The organism is Photorhabdus noenieputensis, assembly GCF_018448935.1.
Taxonomy (GTDB): domain Bacteria; phylum Pseudomonadota; class Gammaproteobacteria; order Enterobacterales; family Enterobacteriaceae; genus Photorhabdus; species Photorhabdus noenieputensis.
Map to the genome: position 1 here is coordinate 58,757 of NZ_RCWC01000013.1, position 23,005 is coordinate 81,761.

The window sequence follows — 23,005 nt, forward strand, 5'->3', positions numbered from 1 at the left end:
AGAAAATATGGAAACTTCAGATTACTTTGCCCAGTTGAAATCACAACTGACCGCATTTACCTTCCTCAATGGCGATGGGCTGACCGTTTCTCGTCTTGGGATTTCTATCACTCTGTTTTTTAAACAAGGCTACACCCCGGAGAAAAAGCAACGCATTCTGGCCTGCTACCGCCGTTTTCGCGAAGAGTTTGGTACTCATCTGCGTTTTCACAGTCATTCACTGAAAGGATTAAGCAAATATTCACCGGAAAATATCATTAAGATAGAGGAAGGCATTCTCGCTAGGAAAAAAAATCAGCCTTGTGGTTGGGTCGTCAGTGATGCAAAAAACGAAGATGAAGCGCCTCGTTATCTGATGCGTTATCTGGATTCTGATGAGGATGATGGTGACGATAGTAGCGCTTACCTGAGTCTGGTGCTGCCCTGGGATTACCTGAAAGAACAAGAAGGCATGGCTCGTTTTATGGCCTGGCTGAATTTTCTATGTGAACAGCTTGAACCTGACTGGGGAGATTGTGGTTACTGTCAGGTCTTACCCAAAGACTACTATGATTATTTTCCCCTGGAGTACCAATTGGCCCTGCGCTACCCTTCCCTGCAAGTCAATTCCACTGTTCACACCACACTGGACGATTATGCCCATTCCATACGAAGCATGAATTGGATCACCCTGCTGTCCAAACGATTTGTAAACCGACTGGGTGGGGAATACTGGATACGTCATGTGCTGCGCCCCTACCGGGATGTGGTGATCAGTTCTTACTCCAATGGTCTGATAATCCGGGCCGGTCAATACCCTGACTTAACGCCGCTACCGGGTAGTGTCCCGGAGAGTTATTTTGCTATTAACCAACTGATACGTCCGATACGCTTTGTTCCTGGAGAAGGTGATTCACTGCATTTTTATGGAGAGGGTCATTTTGATGATATTTCCACACAAGCCTGGTATGCCCGTTATGATCGTGGACCGCTGCAAGTGACCCCTTTGAGAGGTGACCATCCAGCACTGGTCAGCGGGATCTGGCAAACCGACAGCCTACCTGACAGGCAGTATTTCTTTGCTCAGGGAGCGATGGCTTTTGATGTTCCAGGTGCAGAGAAGGGCACAACGATCTGGCATCTGGTACGGGAAGCGGCAAATATGTGGGAATAACAGATTATCCACCGCCTCATAACTCACGGAGAATATGATGGAAACTTTAGATTACTTTGCCCAGTTGAAATCACAACTGACCGAGTTTACCTTCCTCAATGGCGATGGGCTGACCGTTTCTCGCCTTGGGATTTCTATCACCCTGTTTTTTAAACAGGGTTACACCCTAGAGAAAAAACAACGCATTCTGGCCTGTTACCGGCGCTTTCGCGAAGAGTTTGGTACCCATCTGCGTTTTCATCGTCATTCGCTGGAGGGATTAAAAAAATATTCCCCAGAAAATATTGCCAAAGTGGAAGAAGGTATTCTTAATCGGAAAAAAAACCAGCCTTCAAGTTGGGTAGTCAGTGACGCAAAAAATCTCTATGAAGCCCCTCGTTATCTGATGCGTTACCTGGATTCCGATGAGGATGATGGTGACGATGGTAGCTCTTACCTAAGCCTGACACTGCCTTGGGATTATCTAAAAGGACAAGACGGCATGGCTCGTTTTATGGCCTGGCTGGATTTTCTGTGCGAACAACTCGAACCGGACAGTGGGGACTGTGGCTACAGCCTGGTCATCCCCAGAGATTACCATGACTACTTTCCCTTAGAGTACCAGCTAGCGCAACGTTACCCGGCATTGCAGGTTAATTCTGCGGTTCATACAGCCAAATTACAGTATGGACATTCCATCCGTGGCATTAACTGGATCACCCTGCTGTCCAAACGCTTTGTAAACCGACTGGGTGGGGAATACTGGATACGTCAGGTGCTGCGCCCCTACCGGGATGTGGTGATTACTTCTTACCGTGATGGCCTGATTATCCGGGCCGGTGAATACCCGGACTTAACCCCACTCCCGGGCAGTGTCCCGGAGAGTTATTTTGCTATTAACCAACTGATACGTCCGATACGGGTGATACCTCGTGAAGGCCATTCATTGCACTTCTATGGTGAAGGGCATTTTAATTCAACTTCCACCCTAACCTGGTATGCCCGTTATGACCGGGGACCGCTACAAGTGACCCCTTTGAGAGGTGACCATCCGGCACTGGTCAGCGGGATCTGGCAAACCGATAGCCTGCCAGACAAACAGTACTTCTTTGCTCAGGGTGCTACTGCTTTTGATATTGAAGGCGCAGAACCGGGCACAACCATATGGCATTTGATACGGGAAGTGGAAAACAGAGAGGAATAAGAATTCACTGGAGTGCCAGTTTTTCAGTGAAGCTCTCTCAGATCAGCTTACTTTTCGAAACTAGTCATGTGGAATCCCTCACCGGCATTTTTGTCATAAGCAAGGAATTCCCATCGGTCAGATATAAAGCATCTAGAATTTAGTCGCTTTGAACATGGCGAAAGGTGGGTAACATCGTAAATCTTCATTATCCTTTAAAGCATCCGCGTCACTGTGTTCAAAAAGCTCAATAGTTTTGAACCCGGCCTCGTGCAAGATTTTATAATATGTATCTTTATGCCAATGCGTATCTGAAATCTTAAAAATAGTTCCATTTGGCAGATCTAAATACACTGGTTTGGTTTCTCCATCATTGTATTTTTTATTTAGATCGCCGCTCATAAAAGAACTGAACTTAATCCCACAAGAATCCGGATTGGTATCCAATACGTAAAAAATGCCACCAGGTTTTAATGTCCTGTGAACTTCCTTAGCGATTTTCAAAAGATCAGACTTTTTACTGTTAGTAACGAACACGTAACAGCATATAGCTGCGTCGAAAGTATTATCATTGAAGTTAAGAACATCAGTTGTAATTTGATGATAAGAACTATTGCCACGATTGATGTTGCTGGAGGCTTTATCCACCATAGTTTGTGAAATATCGACTCCCGTTACCGTCTTTATGCCTCCAGCAATTAGCCGACGTGACACTTTCCCACCACCACAACCGTAATCAAGAACCGATACGTTTTGCCCCAAGCTCTCCTTAAGGTTCTCAATCAACGGCGTGTACCCAAGTCTCTCCTCCAAAGAATCATCATATTGATCGAATAAGTTTGAAGCCTCTTCATTCATCCAGTCAGTATTCATTTGTCATCTCATATTCATTTGCGTGTAGTAATAACCAAACCCGTTATCTTTCAAGTTTCCTCTTTGTTGGCTGCACTCGCTCACCCCAGTCACATTGTAATCAATTTTCAAGATACAAAGGCTTACGGCGTTTTTTACAAAGAAAAGACATAACTGAGTTAAATAAACAGGTCTAACAGGACCTAAAATAATAAATTGATTTTTGCAATATTGCTTTTTCTTTAAATTGATCACACTCCTCCAAAATATCATCATGAAAAAAATTCAACATCAACATGACACAAATACAACCATGTGTATATAATTATTATCTATATGTTGAGTCCAGTCACAATATTCCTTTTTTTACATGAAATTTCTTGTATATACTTGAATCCTAAATTTTCAAATTAATTGGATATATTATCATTCTAAAAATAGTTTTAAAAAATAATGACTATATTCATTGAAAATCACTACTTTATACAGACTAATATATAGTCGAAATAATGTTTTTTCTAATTATCCCCTTCGCTCATCACAAAACATTAATCACTTTACTTTCCATAAAACACCATTCAAAACAATGGCAATTATTTCATAAAGTTATCATTAATCAAATTAACTATTATTTATGTGATTATAAATTTTGTTATTGCATTGCCACAGGCATTTAGAGAAACAATAGATAATAACGTAACGAAATAGTTAATGGCCTAATGATATCGTTTTATCTACCCGTTATTTTCAGCCTATTTCAACCCGTTATCAGACGTCATATTTGCTGCCTTATTTTAATGAATATCAATAACTTTTTTATTGTATCCATGACACGCAGGGCAGCATAACTACCTTATTTATTTAACATTTAAAAGGAATAAACATGAGCACAATCACGCCAGAACGCCCTGAAATGACACAACAGGCACAAAAAGCAAACCGACTGCATGAGGCGAGTATCCTCAAACGTGCTAATCCCCAATTACAAAATGCGGTGCATCTTGCTTTAACCACACCCCATGCTGACCAGCAAGGTTATAACAGTAAATTTGGTGGCCGCGCCAGCCAGTATGTCGCTCCCGGCGCAGTTGCTTCTATGTTCTCTCCCGCCGCTTATCTGACTGAACTTTATCGTCAGGCACGGGATTTACATGCAGAAAGCTCCATTTATCACCTGGACAAACGCCGCCCAGACCTAAAATCACTGACACTCAGCCAGCAAAATATGGATGATGAAGTTTCTACACTTTCTCTATCTAATAAAGTGTTGCTGGAAGCAATTAAAACGCAGGCCGGACTGGAAGGCCATACTAATGTGATGAAAGCGCTATCAACCTTTCGCCCTACTGGTTCGATACCGTATCACGATGCTTACGAAAATGTACGTAAGGTTATTCAGTTACAGGCTCCGGTATTTGAGCAATTCAATATATCATCGGAAACAACAATCGCTAAACTGAAATACCAAACCTCCCTACTGGGAATTAATATTTCCATCTCGCCAGAACTATTTAATATCCTAACGGAGGAAATTACAGATGACGAAGAGGAAATTAAAAGGCTTTATAAAAAAAACTTTGCCGATATCCAGCCCTCTTTAATGGCAACGCTAGAATATCTAAAAAGCTATTATAATTTGACTGATGAAGAAATTAATCAATCTATTAATCAGCAAAATATTAAACGAATACATAATGAAATGAATTCCGAATATGGCAGCCAACAACCTGCTCAATATTATCTACTTAAGCTTAATAAGATTATTCTTCTATCACGGGCCACAGAAATAGCACCAGAAACTCTTAAAAAAATCACCTCTAGTAGAACTTATCAGGCAATATCCCAACCTATAGAAGTCACCCTAGAATATGACCCTACTATATACGATGAACTGAGCGATATACCAGACATCAACACAGAGATATTAAACAAAATCTTTCGTGTTAAATACTATATGCAACGTTACAATATTGATGCTGAAACTGCATTAATACTATGCAATGCACCAATTGCCCATTCACAAAATTACTATAGCCCTAGCCCCGATCAATTTAGTCGTTTATTTAATACCCCACCATTGAATGATCAAGATTTTCACGTTTGGGATGAAGAGATTAATTTAAGCCAAAACAGTGCTGATAGCTGGCAAAAAGAGGTGCTTAAACGTGCTTTTAATGTCGATGATATCTCACTTTATCAATTACTCAAGATGACTCATCGTGATAATGACAATGGGAAAATAACCAATAACTTAACTAATATTTCGTATCTTTATCTAGCCAAATTACTAGCAAATATCCACCAACTAACTGTTAATGAGCTGAATTTACTGCTGATTGCCATAGGTGAAGGATCAACCAATTTATCTGGGATCAGCGATAACGATCTGTCTGTTTTGATTGACAAACTTTATAGCGTTACTCAGTGGTTGCGTACACAGAAATGGAATATGTACCTGTTGCTTATGATGACCACCACCAGCTATAACAAAACCCCGACGCCGGAAATCCAGAACCTGCTAGATGCTATCTACAATGGTTTGCAAGGCTTTAACAGTGAAAACGAGGCAAATCTTCTGTTGAAGATCTCTCCTTATATCGCCGCCGCTCTGCAATTGCCGTCTGAAAATACCGCTTATTATGTACTCACTTGGGCAGATCAACTAGAACCTGGCTCTGGTGCAATGACAGCAACAAAATTCTGGGAATGGTTGCAAGCTCAACACAATTCAGAGCAATCAACTGCTGTAACAGAAGGACAAGTCGTCCAATATTGCCAATGCCTGGCACAATTGGCACTGATTTATCGTTCCATCGGTCTTAGCGAAAGCACCTTACGTCTGTTTGTCACAAAACCACAATGCTTTGGTCTCACCGCAGGAACAACGTCAACACATAATGCATTATCACTAATAAAGCTGACACGTTTTACTAACTGGGTTAATTCTCTGGGTGAAAAAGCCTCTTCTGTTCTAACCGAATTTGAAAAGGGAACATTAGAAGCCAAACCATTGGCTGATGCCATGAGCCTTGATAAAAATCTACTGGAGCAAGCCAGTACTCATGCACAAGTTAATTTCTCCAACTGGCCGTCTCTCGACAACCTATTACAATGGGTGAATATCGCGCGTCAATTGAACATTTCTCCACAAGGCGTTTCCACACTGGCGCAAGTAATGACCGCAAAATCTCCACCTGACTATAGCCAATGGGAAAAAGTAGCGACCATATTAACCGCCGGACTGGATACCCAACAGGACAATGCTCTGCACACCTTTCTGGATGAGTCTCGTAGTGCTGCATTAAGCGAGTACTATATCCGTAAAGTCGCTAACGCAGATGCAAAAGTTAAAAACCGTGATGACCTGTACCAGTATTTATTGATTGATAACCAAGTTTCCGCCGCCATCAAAACTACCCCGATTGCGGAAGCTATCACCAGCATCCAACTGTATATTAACCGGGCACTGAAAAACATGGAGGGAAACGCAGTTTCGCAGATTGCCAGCCGTTCATTCTTCACTAACTGGGATAAATACAATAAACGCTACAGCACTTGGGCCAGCATTGCTAAGCTCGTTTACTACCCTGAGAATTACATCGATCCGACGATACGCATCGGGCGAACAAAAATGATGGATACATTGCTGCAATCCATCAGCCAAAGTCAATTAAATACCGATACGGTAGAAGACGCCTTTATGTCTTATCTGACGTCATTCGAACAGGTGGCTAATCTGGAAATCATTAGTGCCTATCATGACAACATCAATAGTAATCAGGGATTAACCTACTTTATCGGACACAGTAAAACGGAAGTGAATCAATATTATTGGCGTAGCGTAGATCATAATAAATTCAGCGACGGTAAGTTTCCTGCTAACGCCTGGAGTGAGTGGCACAAAATTGATTGCCCAATAAATCCCTATCAGAACACTATCCGGCCGGTAATTTTCCAATCTCGCCTGTATCTAAGCTGGCTGGAACAAAAGAAAATTGCTAAACAGGCAAAGAATAATAAAACCATCGAAGATTATTATTATGAATTAAAACTAGCACATATCCGTTATGACGGTACCTGGAATACGCCAATAGCCTTAGAAGTACATGACAAAATATCCGCTGTCTTAAAAACATCAGATTTATTGGACCAATTGCAAGAGTACCAAAAGCAATTAGAAGATAAACTGAAAGAACAGCAGGAAGAAGTAGAGCGACTAAAACCAATCACACCACTGAATCCAGTAAGTCCACCAAAACCTATAGAGCCACTAAAATCATTGCAACTATTACCACCGCTAATAGAACAACGGAAAAAACAACTGGCGCAGTGGGAGAAAGAATTGATTGAACAGGGGCAATCAACGACAGAGATCAGCGTAAGGGAAAAACAGTTGGAATTGAACCAACAGGATATTCAGAAGGAGTTGGATCGATTAGAACCAGAGTTAATAAGGAAGCAACTAGGGTTCTATTGTGCAAATCACCAAGACAATAAATTGTTAGTCATATTTTATCAAAAACAGGATACTCTGAATAAATACACAACAAATGCGCCAATAAAAGGGTTATATATTTCCTCAAATATATTACTTGAAAATATAAATCTCGGAGATTACATACCTAACATTCGTAACCAGTTTGATATCGATATTGGAGTCAATAGTATCATTAAGGTGAATAACCGGTATGAAATTTCTTCATCAGTAGAAATAGGTGACAATAATATCCTGACCCTTTACCACGACACAAACGGAGCGCAGTATATGCAGTCAAGAGGCTATCGTACTCGTCTTAATACCCTGTTTGCCCGTAAATTAGTCAGTCGCGCCACCGCTGGAATTGATACTATTCTGAATATAGCGACCCAGAATATTCAGGAGCCTACTTTATGGAATGATAATTTTATTGCAACATTACCAATATATAGCCAAAGTCTGCACGGTAACAGCAAAAATATCACAATAATGTTAGGTAATGACATAAAAAAACCTGACGAAAAAAATATCATTTATCAGGGTGAATTAAAGGACGAAACTCAATTAATTGATCTTTCTAAAACTTATACATCCGTAATAAATGGCAGTAATAGTACTAAGCCAGGAAATAAGATAAAGAATGGCGAATGTTGGATTTATTTATTTGTAAAATACTCTGGAAATCCAATATACATTGGAGAGTTTTGGTTTATTAATAAAACTAATTTTCAAGGTTATTATCCAAAAGGTTATAGAAAAAATATTGATCCTATTTTTACAGAAGATAAATTGGGAACCGAACCAATGGATTTCAACGGTGCTAATAGCCTCTATTTTTGGGAACTATTCTACTATGCCCCGATGCTGATTGCTCAGCGCCTGCTACACGAGCAAAACTTCGATGAAGCCAACCGTTGGCTGAAATATGTCTGGAACCCATCCGGTTATATTGAACATGGTCAAATTCAGCACTACCGCTGGAATGTCCGCCCATTATTGGAAGATACCAGTTGGAACGATGATCCATTAAATTCAGTCGATCCTGATGCTATAGCGCAATACGATCCAATGCACTACAAAGTTGCTACTTTTATGCGCACCCTCGATCTGTTACTGGACCGTGGAGATTACGCCTATCGTCAGTTAGAACGAGACACACTCAACGAAGCCAAGATGTGGTATATGCAAGCACTGCATCTGTTAGGCGATAAACCTGATTTATCGTTCAATTCAACGTGGTGTAAACCGAGTTTAGGTGACGCAGCCAAAATGGAAAAACAGGAGGAACACACCCAGGCAATGGCCGCCCTGCGACAAGGTGATATTAGTCGGCACAGCAACCCGACAGATCTTTTCTTGCCACAAGTCAATGAAGTGATGCAAAACTACTGGCAGAAACTGGAGCAACGGCTGTACAACCTGCGCCATAACCTCTCTATCGACGGCCAACCGCTACACCTGCCTATTTACGCTATACCAGCAGATCCTAAAGCGCTACTCAGCACGACTGTTGCCAACTCACAAGGCGGAAGCAAGTTACCGACGCCATTTATGTCTCTGTGGCGTTTTCCACAAATGCTGGAAAACGCACGCGGTATGGTGAATCAGCTAACACAGTTTGGTTCCACGCTACAAAATATTATCGAACGTCAGGATGCGGAAGCCTTAAACACGCTCTTGCAGAATCAAGCCGCAGAATTGATATTGACCAATCTCAGCGTACAAGACAAAACCATCGAAGAGCTGGATGCGGAAAAAACCGTACTGGAAAAATCCAAAGCCGGGGTGCAATCACGCTTTAACAGCTACAAAAAGCTATACGATGAAAATATCAATGCAGGTGAAAACCGAGTGATGGCATTGCATGCCTCCGTCGCCGGCCTCAGCACCGCCCTGCAAACATCGCGTCTGGCCGGTGCTGCGCTTGATCTGGCACCCAATATTTTTGGTTTCGCTGATGGCGGCAGCCGTTGGGGAGCGATTGCCGAAGCAACAGGTAATGTCATGGAATTCTCCGCCAGTGTGATGAACACCGAAGCGGATAAAATTAGCCAGTCCGAAGCTTATCGTCGTCGCCGTCAAGAATGGGAAATCCAGCGTAATAATGCCGAAGCAGAGATAAAGCAAATCGATGCTCAGCTTCAATCGCTGGCAGTACGCCGTGAAGCTGCGGTGTTGCAGAAAACCAGCCTAAAAACCCAACAGGAACAAACTCAGGCACACTTGGCTTTCCTGCAACGTAAATTCAGTAATCAAACGTTGTACCACTGGTTACGTGGTCGGCTAGCTGCCATTTACTTCCAATTTTACGATTCGGCCGTAGCCCGTTGTCTGATGGCTGAAATGGCTTATCGCTGGGAGACTAATGACACCACGGCAAGCTTTATCAAACCCGGTTCTTGGTTAGGAACACATGCCGGTTTACTCGCTGGTGAAACCTTGATGCTAAATCTGGCACAAATGGAAGACGCCCATTTAAGATGGGATCAACGCGCTCTGGAAGTAGAACGGACCATTTCACTGGCGCAACTCTATGGAGCACTGCCAGAAAAATCGTTTAATTTGGCAACACAGATTTCTACCCTGCTAGCAGGTAGTACAACCGAACCTGTTAACGATAACAGTCATCCCCTTACATTAGAAAACGGCCAACTCAGCGCCAAAATCTCTCTGTCAGGTCTGTCATTACATAACGACTACCCAGAAAGCAATGGCGTAGGCAACATCCGACGCATTAAACAGATCAGTGTCACCCTGCCAGCCCTGTTAGGGCCATATCAGGATGTACAAGCTATTTTGTCTTACGGAGGAAGTGAAACCGGATTAGCTGAGAGCTGTAAATCACTGGCGATTTCTCATGGGATCAATGACAGTGGTCAATTCCAGTTGGATTTCAACAATGGTAAGTTCCTGCCATTTGAAGGGATAGCGATTGACGATACCGGCACATTAACACTCAATTTCCCGAATGCGACAGGCAAACAGCAAGCCATGTTGCAGGCATTGAGCGATATTATTCTGCATATTCACTACACCATTCGTCAGTAACCAGCTCAATCAAATAGTAAAAACAGGCTCCTTGACGGGGGCCTGAACCTTTCACCGCACTCACAGCCTGCCTTTTTACCTATTTATCGCTCGTCATAACAGAAATATTTCCTTTTCTCGTGAGTCCCATTGCCTACTATAAAACATCAACCCTCTTCTTTTTCGTAGCATGCTATATGTAACAAAAGCAATCATTTCATTTCGTTATTGTTAATCAATTATATTACTTATGGTGCAATTATAAATTTTGTTATTGCACCACAACAGCCTTTTAAACAAATAATAACGTTACGAAATAGTTGATAGTAAAATGGTGTTTTCATTTGACCACTGCTTTCAATCTAATTTCAGACCGCTATCAGACGTTACCTGTGCTGCCTTTATTTTACTGAGGATAAATAACCTTATTTATCTACACGATATGCAGGCCAGCATAAATGCTTTATTGACTCAACATTTAAAAGGAATAAGCATGAACATACTCAAGTCCGAATATAAACAAGCGTTAGGAGCAGGTTTTAATAATCTAACCGATATTTGCCATCTCTCTTTTGACGAACTGCGCAAAAAAGTGAAGGACAAACTTTCATGGTCACAGACCCAGAGCTTATATCTTGAAGCACAGCAGGTGCAAAAGGATAACCTTCTACATGAAGCCCATATTCTGAAACGCGCCAACCCTCATTTACAAAGCGCGGTCCATCTTGCCCTGACAACACCTCACGCTGACCAACAAGGTTATAATAGCCGATTTGGTAATCGCGCCAGTCAGTATGCAGCCCCTGACGCCATTTCCTCCATGTTTTCTCCTGCGGCTTATCTGACTGAACTTTATCGCCAGGCACGGAATTTACATGCAGAAAGTTCCATTTATCATCTGGATACGCGCCGCCCAGATCTAAAATCATTGGTACTCAGCCAAAAAAATATGGATACAGAGATTTCTACACTTTCTCTGTCTAATAACATATTGCTGAACAGCATTAAGGCTCAGCTTAAATCGGCAAAACATACTGACGTAATGACAATATTATCAACTTTCCGCACTTCTGGCTCAATGCCATATCACGATGCTTATGAAAGTGTGCGTAAGATTATTCAGTTACAGGCTCCAGAATTTGAACACGTTAGTACATCACCAGAAACGGCAATATCTAAACTGATGCATAAAGCCCATCTGCTAGAGATTAATGCTGCCGTATCTCTTGAATCATTCGAAATTTTAAAGGAAGATCTCAATATAAAAGATGCACGGGCGTTAAGTGAAATTTATAAAAAAAACTTTGGCAATATTCCCTCTCATTCAATTAACAAAACAGCGTATCTAAAAAATTACTATAACCTGACTGATAGAGAATTTAATTATTTCAGCAAAAAAATTAAACAAATAGATGCACTAAAGAGTGATAAAGAGGATATTACCCAACGTTATCTGCTGAAATTCAATAAAGATATTCATCTATATCGGGCAACTAAACTTTCACCAAAACTCCTGAATAGCATTGCCACTGATATTCTCCAAAAAGCTCTGCCAGGAAACCTTAGCCTTAATGACGATCCAGAAACCTATGTAAGCGTATTAAGAAAAACTACTCATGTGAAATACTATATGCAACGTTATGGTATTGATGCTGAGACTGCATTAATATTGTGCAAGGCACCCATTTCACAATATAGCAATGACGACCATCCAAGCCAGTTTGATCGTTTATTTAACTCCCCAAAACTGAATGATCAAGATTTTTCCGCCAATGGTACTCAGAAGATTAATTTAACCCAAAACAGTACTAACGACTGGAACAAAACAGTACTTAAACGTGCTTTCAACGTTAATGACATCTCATTAAATCGACTACTCAAGATTACCTATGGAAACAATACTAACGAAACGATAGTTAACAATAGAGATAATCTCTCTCATCTCTATCGGACAAAATTACTGGCGGATATCCATCAATTAACTATTGATGAATTAGGTTTACTACTGACTGTCATAAATACCAGCGATAAGGATCAAGAAAAAACCAACTTATCTACCATCAGTCATACTGCTCTGGCTACGCTGATTGATAAACTCTATGTCGTGACCAATTGGTTGCGTACACGGAAGTGGAGTGTATATCAGTTATTTGTGATGACCACCACTGACTATAACAAAACCCTGCTCCCGGAAATACACAACTTACTGGATACTATATATAACGGTCTGCAAAATTTTGACAAGAAAAAGGCAAAAACCAAAGAAGAGCTATTAAAAGCCATATCTCCTTATATCGCCGCCACCTTGCAATTACCGTCTGAACATACGGCATATTCCATACTTACTTGGGCAGATAAGCTAGAACCTGGCACAAGAAAAATGACAGCGGAAAAATTATGGAACTGGTTGCGAACAAATCCCGTTACGGCTCAACCAGAATTCCAAAAACAAGCAGAACCCGTGGCCCAGTATTGCCAGTGCCTGGTACAACTGGCGCTGATTTATCGTTCTACCGGTCTTAGCGAAAGCACTTTACGTCTGTTTGTGACAAATCCACAAATCTTTGGTCTTGCCGCGGAAGCAACGTCAACACACAATGTATTATCACTGATTATGCTGACACGTTTTACCGACTGGGTTAACTCACTAGGTAAAAACGCCTCTTCTGTACTGACCGAATTTGAAAAGGGGACATTAACGGAGAATCTATTGGCTAACGCCATGAATCTTGATGAAAAGCTGCTGTCACAAGCCAAGACCCAGGCAAAAATTGATTTATCCAACTGGTCATCTATCAACAACCTATTGCAATGGATTAACATCTCGCGTCAACTGAACATCTCTCCACAAGGTGTTTCCGCACTAGCGGAAGTATTAAACACAGAATCTTCCGCTGGCTATATCCAATGGGAAAATGTCGCTGCGACATCAACCGCCGGGCTGGACACCCAAAAGACTAACGCCCTGCATGCATTTCTGGATGAGTCTCGCAGTGCTGCATTAAGTACATACTATATTTATTCTCATAACCAAAAAGATCGACAAGCAAGAAAACATACGGTAATTAAAGATCGTGATGATCTATATCAATACCTATTGATCGATAACCAAGTTTCCTCAGCCATCAAAACCACGGAGATTGCGGAAGCTATCGCCAGTATCCAACTGTATATTAACCGCGCATTGAAAAATATGGAGGGAGATACCGACACAAGTGTCACTAGCCGTTCATTCTTCACTAACTGGGATAAATACAACAAACGCTACAGCACCTGGGCCGGCATTGCTAAACTCCTTTACTACCCTGAAAATTACATCGATCCAACATTGCGGATCGGCCAGACAAAAATGATGGATACGCTATTACAATCCATCAGCCAGAGTCAATTGAATACCGATACCGTAGAAGATGCCTTTAAATCTTACCTGACATCATTCGAACAAGTGGCTAATCTGGAAATTCTCAGCGCCTATCATGACAACATTAATAATGACCAAGGATTGACCTATTTTATCGGACGCAGTAAAACAGAAGTCAATCAATATTATTGGCGCAGTGTGGATCACAATAAATTCAGTGACGGTAAATTCCCCGCTAATGCCTGGAGCGAGTGGCACAAAATTGACTGTCCAATTAATCCCTACGAAGATACTATCCGACCGGTAATTTTCCAATCCCGCCTGTATATTATCTGGCTGGAACAGAAGAAAATGACTAAACAAGCAGGTGACAAAACTACCTCCGGTTTTAGTTATGAACTGAAACTCGCTCATATTCGTTATGACCGCACCTGGAATACACCAATTACCTTTGATGTAAATAGCAAAATACTTGCTCTAAATTTAAAACCGAATAAAACGTTAGGACTCTATTGTGCAAGTTATCAAAACAAAGATAAATTATTGGTGATGTTTTACCAAAAAGAGCCTGAACAGGCGAGTTATAGCAATGCTACCATGCAAGGCTTATATATCTCCTCTAATATGTCACAGGAAGAGATGGAACCTGATAATTATAAAACTAATATCTATAAACAGCTTGATACCCATACTGCAACTAATAGTGTTATAAGAGTCAATAACCGCTATGCAGAAAGCTACGAAATCCCTTCATCAGTAAACAGTAATAATGGTTATGATTGGGGAGAAGGCTACCTGAGTATGGTATACGGCGGGAGTATTCTGATTACCCGCCCCCAATTAAATGGTTCAAAAATCCACATCTTACCAAAGTTAAGAATTATTCATAATGGATATGAAGGTAGACAACGTAATCAATGTAATCTGATGAAGAAATACGGCAAGCTTGGTGATAAATTTATTATTTATACCACGCTAGGTATTAACCCGAATAATTTATCAAATAAAAAATTCATCTACCCTGTTTATCAATATGAAGGAAATGAAAGTAAGCTTAGTCAAGGAAGACTTCTGTTTTATCGGGATAGTACGACTAACTTTGCAAGAGCCTGGTTCCCTAACCTTCCCTCTGGCTCAAAAGAAATATCTACAGCCAACAGTGGTAGTAATATCAATGGTAACGATGGTTATATTACAAATTCCCTTAATACCGTAGATCCATTTAAACAATATTTCTATATGGATGACCACGGCGGTATTGACACTGATGTTTCGGGGCCAATGTTTATTAATACAAATATTCAGCCTGCAAACGTTAAAATCACAGTGAAAACAGTGAAGGAGGATGGAACATTAACTAGTGAACCATATACAGCGAACGACAAAGTTTCAGTTAAGCCACCACTCAACTTCGAAGAAATGTGTTACCAATTTAATGGTCTCAAAGAAATAGATGTCTCCAAACTAATATTTAAAAATAATGAAGCAAGTATTGATATCACCTTTACCGCATTTGCTGATGCATTTGAAAATGGTCAAGAACGTAGCCTAGGCGAAGAACATTTTAGTATTCGCATTATCAAAAAAGCGGAGACTGATAATGTCCTATCCCTTCACAGCAATTCAAGTGGGGCACAATATATGCAATGGGGAGACTATCGTACTCGCCTTAATACGCTGTTTGCCCGTAAATTAATTAGCCGCGCCAACGCGGGGATCGACACTATTTTGAGCATGGAAACTCAAAATATTCAGGAACCTAAATTAGCAGAAAGTTCCCCTAATGCTATGGAACCAATGGACTTCAACGGCGCTAACAGCCTCTACTTCTGGGAGCTGTTCTACTATACCCCGATGTTGATTGCTCAGCGTTTGCTGCACGAACAAAACTTCGATGAAGCTAACCGTTGGCTGAAATATATCTGGAACCCATCCGGTTATATCGTCAATGGTCAAAAGCAGCATTACCGCTGGAATGTCCGCCCATTACAAGAGGATACTAGTTGGAACAACGATCCGTTGGATGCATTTGATCCCGATGCTATAGCTCAACATGATCCAATGCACTACAAAGTCGCCACCTTTATGCGCACCCTTGATCTGTTGATCGAACAGGGAGATTACGCCTACCGCCTATTGGACCGGGACACACTCGCCGAAGCCAAAATGTGGTATATGCAAGCACTGCATCTATTAGGCGATAAACCTCATCTACCACTCAATTCAACATGGAACGATCCAGAGCTAGAAGAGGCCGCAGATCTTGGAAAACAACAGGCACATGCCAAAGCAATAGCAGATTTACGACACAGCCAGTCCACAAGCGGAAGCAATACAGATCTTTTCCTGCCACAGGTCAACGAAGTGATGTTGAACTATTGGCAGAAACTGGAACAACGGCTGTATAACCTGCGCCATAACCTCTCTATTGATGGTCAACCTTTACATTTGCCTATTTTCGCAACACCGGCAGATCCAAAAGCGCTGCTCAGCGCCGCTGTCGCCAATTCACAAGGTGGCAGCAATCTTCCGTCGGAGTTTACATCAGTTTGGCGTTTCCCACATATGCTGGAAAACGCCCGCAGCATGGTCAGTCAGCTCACCCAATTCGGTTCCACGTTACAAAATATTATCGAACGTCAGGATGCGGAAGCATTAAACACGCTGTTGCAGAATCAGGCGGCGGAACTGATATTGACCAATCTCAGCATACAGGACAAAACCATTGAAGAGCTGGATGCTGAAAAAACTGTACTAGAAAAAAACCGCGCCGGAGCTAAATCGCGTTTTGATAGCTACAGCAAATTCTATGATGAAGACATCAACGCGGGTGAAAAACAGGCGATGGCGTTGCGAGCCTCCGTCGCAGGCATCTCTACTGCACTTCAAGCATCACACCTGGCAGGCGCAGCGCTTGATTTGGCTCCCAACATCTTCGGCTTCGCTGATGGTGGCAGCCATTGGGGAGCAATCGCCCAAGCCACGGGTAATGTCATGGAATTCTCCGCCAGTGTCATGAACACCGAAGCGGATAAAATCAGCCAGTCTGAAACCTACCGTCGGCGTCGTCAGGAGTGGGAAATTCAGCGTAATAACGCTGATGCAGAGTTGAAACAAATCGATGCTCAACTTCAATCATTAGTCGTACGCCGTGAAGCCGCAGTGTTGCAGAAAACTAGCCTGAAAACGCAACAGGAACAAACCCAAGCACAACTGCTGTTCCTACAACATAAATTCAGCAATCAGGCGCTGTATAACTGGCTGCGTGGTCGGCTGTCCGCGATTTACTTCCAGTTCTATGATTTAACGGTAGCCCGTTGCCTGATGGCCGAAATGGCCTATCGCTGGGAGACTAATGACACCACAGCGAGCTTTATCAAACCCGGTGCCTGGCAGGGAGCTCATGCCGGTCTACTCGCCGGAGAAACCCTGATGCTGAATCTGGCACAAATGGAAGATGCCCATCTGAAACAGGAGCAACGCGTACTGGAGGTAGAACGTACCGTTTCGCTAGCTGATATCTATAAACAGAAAGGTCAATTTTCCCTGACCGGGAAAATTGCAGAACTAGTGAAGAATAAATCGGGTACTGCTGGTAGAGGAAGTAATACCCTGAATTTTGGTGAAGGAAATGCCAAAACTTCTCTGCAAGCATCCATTTTGTTATCTGACTTACAAATTCGTCACGATTACCCAGAAAACAGTGGAGTCGGTAACGTCCGACGCATTAAACAGATCAGTGTCACCCTGCCAGCACTGTTAGGCCCCTATCAGGATGTACAAGCGATTCTGTCTTACAGCGGAGAAACCACCTCCAGATTGGCTGAAAGTTGTAAATCATTGGCGGTTTCTCATGGGATGAATGACAGCGGTCAATTCCAGTTGGATTTCAACGATGGAAAATTCCTGCCGTTTGAAGGAATCGACATCGATAAAGGCACGTTGACATTAAGTTTCCCGAACGCAACCGGAAAACAAAAAACCATGCTGGAGAGTCTAAACGACATCATTCTGCATATTCGCTACACCATTCGCCAATAACGATCTCAATTAAGTGCTAAAACAGGCCCCTAAACGGGGCCTGCAAGGAGTCTTTCATGCAAAATTCACAAGATTTTAGTATTACGGAACTGTCATTGCCCAAAGGGGGGGGCGCTATCACGGGAATGGGGGAAGCGTTAACCCCCACCGGACCGGATGGTATGGCCGCGCTATCTCTACCATTGCCTATCTCTGCCGGGCGCGGTTATGCCCCGTCACTCGCCTTAAACTACAACAGCGGTGCCGGTAACAGTCCATTTGGTCTGGGTTGGGATTGCAGCGTTATGACTATCCGCCGTCGCACCCATTTTGGCGTCCCCCATTATGACGAAACCGATACCTTTTTGGGGCCAGAAGGCGAAGTGCTAGTGGTAGCAGATCAACCCCGCGACGAATCCACACTACAGGGTATCAGTTTAAACGCCACCTTCACCGTTACCGGATACCGCTCCCGTCTGGAAAGTCATTTCAGCCGATTGGAATATTGGCAACCCAAGACAACCGGCAACACAGATTTTTGGTTGATATATAGCCCAGATGGGCAAGTACATTTACTAGGTAAATCACCGCAAGCACGGATCAGTGCCCCGTCCCAAACAACACAAACGACACAAACGACACAAACAGCACAATGGCTGCTGGAAGCCTCTGTATCACCACATGGTGAACAAATTTATTATCAATATCGTGCCGAAGATGATACCGGTTGCGAAACTGATGAAATTACGCACCATCCACAAGCTACAGCGCAACGTTATTTACATATCGTCTATTACGGCAACCGTACAGCCAGCGAAACGTTACCCGGCCTGGATGGCAGCGCCCCATCACAAGCAGATTGGTTATTCTATCTGGTATTTGATTACGGCGAACGCAATAACAACCTGAAAACGCCACCTGCATTTTCGGCTACGGGTAGCTGGATTTGTCGCCAAGACCGTTTTTCCCGCTATGAGTATGGCTTTGAGATTCGTACTCGCCGCTTATGCCGTCAGGTATTGATGTATCACCACCTGCAAGCACTGGATAATAAGATAACAGAACACAACGGACCGACGCTGGTTTCACGCCTGATACTCAATTATGACGACAGCGCAATCGCCAGCACACTGGTATTCGTTCGCCGAGTAGGACACGAACAAGACGGTACTGCCGTCACCCTGCCGCCATTAGAATTGGCGTATCAGGATTTTTCACCGCAACATTACGCTGACTGGCAACCAATGGATGTGCTGGCAAACTTCAATGCCATTCAGCGCTGGCAGCTAGTCGATCTAAAAGGCGAAGGATTACCCGGTCTGCTATATCAGGATAAAGGCGCTTGGTGGTACCGCTCCGCACAGCGTCTGGGCGAAATTGGCTCAGATGCCGTCACTTGGGAAAAAATGCAACCTTTGTCGGTTATCCCTTCCTTGCAAAGTAACGCCTCGCTGATCGATATCAACGGAGATGGCCAACTTGACTGGCTTATCACCGGACCGGGATTACGGGGATATCATAGTCAACGTCCAGATGGCAGTTGGACACGTTTTACCCCACTCAACGCTCTGCCGGTGGAATATACTCATCCACGCGCGCAACTCGCGGATTTAATGGGAGCCGGACTTTCTGATTTAGTGCTGATCGGCCCTAAGAGTGTGCGTTTATATGCCAATACCCGCGACGGCTTTGCTAAAGGAAAAGATGTGGTGCAATCCGGTGATGTCACACTGCCAGTGCCGGGTGCTGATCCGCATAAGTTAGTGGCGTTTAGTGATGTATTAGGTTCCGGTCAGGCGCATTTGGTTGAAGTGAGCGCGACTAAAGTCACCTGCTGGCCTAATCTGGGGCGCGGACATTTTGGTCAACCCATTACCCTATCAGGATTCAACCAGCCAGAAACCGAATTTAACCCGGCTCAAGTTTATCTGGCCGATCTGGATGGCAGTGGTCCAACGGATCTGATTTATGTTCACACCAACCGTCTGGATATCTTCCTGAATAAAAGCGGCAATGGTTTTGCCCCACCAGTGACATTGCGCCTGCCAGAAGGCTTGCGTTTTGATCATACCTGTCAGTTACAAGTGGCTGATGTACAAGGGTTAGGCGTCGCCAGCCTGATACTAAGCGTGCCACATATGGCTCCCCATCATTGGCGTTGTGATCTAACCAGCGCAAAACCGTGGTTACTCAGTGAAATGAACAACAACATGGGGGCCAACCACACCTTGCGTTACCGTAGTTCCACCCAGTTCTGGCTGGATGAAAAAGCCGCGGCGCTGGCTGCCGGACAAACACCGGTTTGTCATCTCCCCTTCCCGGTACACACCCTATGGCAAACGGAAACAGCGGATGAAATCAGCGGCAACAAACTAGTCACAACACTACGCTATGCTCGTGGTGCCTGGGATGGGCGTGAACGGGAATTTCGCGGATTTGGTTATGTAGAGCAGACAGACAGCCATCAACTGGCTCAAGGCAACGCGCCAGAACGCACACCACCCTCACTGACCAAAAACTGGTATGCCACCGGACTGCCGGTAATAGATAACACATTCTCGACAGAGTATTGGCGTGGTGATCATCAGGCTTTTGCCGGTTTTTCACCACGCTTTACGACCTGGCAAAATGGTCAAGATGTTCCGCTCACACCGGAAGATGATAATAGTCAGTACTGGCTAAACCGGGCACTGAAAGGTCAACTGCTACGCAGTGAACTGTACGGGGAAGATGGCAGTACACAGGAAAAAATTCCCTACACGGTCACTGAATTCCGTCCACAGGTACGTCAATTACAGCATACCGATAACCGATACCCGGTGCTTTGGTCATCTATAATTGAAAGCCGCAACTACCACTACGAACGTATCGCTAGCGACCCACAATGCAGCCAAGATATTACGCTATCCAGTGATCTATTTGGTCAACCGCTAAAACAGGTTTCGGTACAGTATCCACGCCGACAGCAACCAGCAATCAATCCGTATCCTGATACATTGCCTGATAAGTTGTTAGCCAACAGCTATGATGATCAGCAACGCCAATTGCGGCTCACCTATCAACAATCCAGTTGGCATCATCTGACCGACAATACCGTTCGAGTGTTGGGATTACCGGATAATACCCGCAGTGATATCTTCACTTATGACGCTGAAAATATGCCTGCTGGTGGCTTAAATCTGGAAATCCTGAGTGTTAAAGATAGCCTGATTGCGGATAGTAAGCCGAGTGAATACCTCGGCCAGAAAAAAACCGTTTATACCAATGGGAAAAATGCAACGCCATTGCAAACACCAACGCGGCAAGCGCTGATTGCCTTTACCGAAACAACGGTATTTAGTCAATCCACACTATCAGCGTTTGATGGGAGTATCCCGTCTGCTAAATTGTCAACGACGCTGGAGCAAGCCGGATACCAACAAACAAATTATCTATTCCCACGAACTGGAGAAGATAAAGTCTGGGTGGCCCGCCACGGCTATACTGATTACGGCACAGCCAAACAGTTCTGGCGTCCACAAAAACAGAGCAACACCCAACTCACGGGAAAAATCACACTCACCTGGGATGCAACCCATTGCGTTGTCACACAAACCCGGGATGCGGCTGGACTGACAACCTCAGCCAAATATGACTGGCGTTTTCTGATCCCGGTACAACTCACGGATATTAATGACAATCAGCACCTTATCACGCTGGACGCACTGGGCCGACCCATCACACTGCGCTTTTGGGGAACTGAAAATGGCAAGATGACCGGCTACTCCTCGCCGGAAAAAACATCGTTTTCTCCACCATCCAATGTGGACGATGCCATCATGCGAAAAGGGCCACTCCCCGTAGCACAGTGTCAGGTTTACGTACCAGAAAGCTGGATGCCAGTATTAAGTCAGAAAACCCTCAATAGACTGGCAGAGCAAGACCGGCAAAAGTTATATAACGCCCGAATCATCACCGAAGATGGACGCCTCTGCACACTGGCTTATCGCCGCTGGGCACAACGTCAAAAGGCAACCCCTCAACTCATTAGCCTGTTAAACAACGGACCCCGTTTACCGCCTCATAGCCTTACATTGACTACGGATCGTTATGATCACGATCCTGAGCAACAGATCCGTCAACAGGTGGTATTCAGTGATGGCTTTGGCCGCTTGCTGCAAGCTGCTGCCCGACATGAAGCAGGCATGGCCTGGCAACGCAATGAGGACGGTTCTCTGATTATAAATGTCCAGCATACTAAGAATCGTTGGACAGTGACTGGACGAACGGAATATGACAATAAGGGGCAGCCGATACGTACCTATCAGCCCTATTTCCTCAATGACTGGCGATACGTCAGCAATGACAGTGCCCAACGGGAAAAAGAAGCTTATGCAGACACCCATGCTTACGATCCTATTGGCCGAGAAATCAAAGTTATCACCGCCAAAGGTTGGTTCCGTCGAACCTTATTTACTCCCTGGTTTACTGTCAATGAAGATGAAAATAACACAGCCTCCGAGGTAAATGAGATAAATCTGTAACGTGATCAATCCCGCCTGGCCGACAGGCGGGAAACATAGATAGAGGTGAAAGGTGTTGCTCATAATACCGTCAGATACTCAACTTATTATCTGGTTGATCATTGGTTTTATTGCGGCCTGGGGCGGACTCGTAAGGTACCTCATTGATATGCAAAACAAACAATATAAATGGAGTTGGATCAACGTATTCTGTCAACTCATCATCTCCTGCTTTACCGGTGTACTGGGAGGATTGCTGAGTTTTGAAAGTGGCGGCAGCATCTATATGACTTTTGCAATTGCAGGTCTATTCGGCACAACAGGAAGTACCGGATTGAACTGGCTGTGGCGTCGCTTCATTACGTATCATCATGATCATGGAAGGAAGCAATAAGGCATGCTCACTGCCACAACAAACCATCTGTCTCCCGTTAAACTGGGAAATTATCTA

The 23,005-nt window shown here is 43.5% G+C and carries 7 protein-coding genes; 6 read left to right on the forward strand and 1 reads right to left on the reverse strand.

What is annotated here, in order from left to right; genetic code table 11:
* Positions 1-7: 7 nt before the first annotated feature.
* Complete coding sequence (locus EAE91_RS11090; protein WP_214088550.1) at positions 8-1,153, forward strand: DUF3396 domain-containing protein; 1,146 nt, start codon at positions 8-10, stop codon at positions 1,151-1,153.
* Between the two features lie 37 nt (positions 1,154-1,190).
* Positions 1,191-2,336, forward strand: coding sequence for a DUF3396 domain-containing protein (locus tag EAE91_RS11095; protein ID WP_214088551.1), 1,146 nt, complete (start codon positions 1,191-1,193; stop codon positions 2,334-2,336).
* Between the two features lie 132 nt (positions 2,337-2,468).
* Here EAE91_RS11095 and EAE91_RS11100 read toward each other — a convergent pair whose 3' ends face one another.
* Positions 2,469-3,188: a class I SAM-dependent methyltransferase gene (locus tag EAE91_RS11100; protein ID WP_214088552.1), complete on the reverse strand. Its 720-nt coding sequence runs from the start codon at positions 3,186-3,188 to the stop codon at positions 2,469-2,471.
* An 862-nt stretch (positions 3,189-4,050) separates the two neighbouring features.
* Between EAE91_RS11100 and EAE91_RS11105 the strand changes: the two genes are divergently transcribed.
* The 4 genes from EAE91_RS11105 to EAE91_RS11120 all read left to right on the forward strand — a co-directional run bounded on the left by EAE91_RS11105 (position 4,051) and on the right by EAE91_RS11120 (position 22,948).
* Positions 4,051-10,692 carry a Tc toxin subunit A-related protein gene (locus tag EAE91_RS11105; RefSeq protein WP_214088553.1) on the forward strand — a complete coding sequence of 2,214 codons (6,642 nt, stop codon included), beginning with the start codon at positions 4,051-4,053 and terminating at the stop codon, positions 10,690-10,692.
* Between the two features lie 472 nt (positions 10,693-11,164).
* The gene (locus tag EAE91_RS11110) at positions 11,165-18,073 is read left to right on the forward strand and encodes a Tc toxin subunit A-related protein (protein WP_214088554.1); all 6,909 of its coding nucleotides are present in this window, start codon (positions 11,165-11,167) and stop codon (positions 18,071-18,073) included.
* 56 nt (positions 18,074-18,129) lie between these two features.
* On the forward strand, positions 18,130-22,575 hold the full coding sequence (locus tag EAE91_RS11115) for a SpvB/TcaC N-terminal domain-containing protein (protein ID WP_214088555.1): 4,446 nt from the start codon (positions 18,130-18,132) through the stop codon (positions 22,573-22,575).
* A 52-nt stretch (positions 22,576-22,627) separates the two neighbouring features.
* Positions 22,628-22,948, forward strand: a complete 321-nt coding sequence (locus EAE91_RS11120) for a phage holin family protein (RefSeq protein WP_214088556.1) — start codon at positions 22,628-22,630, stop codon at positions 22,946-22,948.
* The last annotated feature ends 57 nt before the right edge of the window (positions 22,949-23,005 follow it).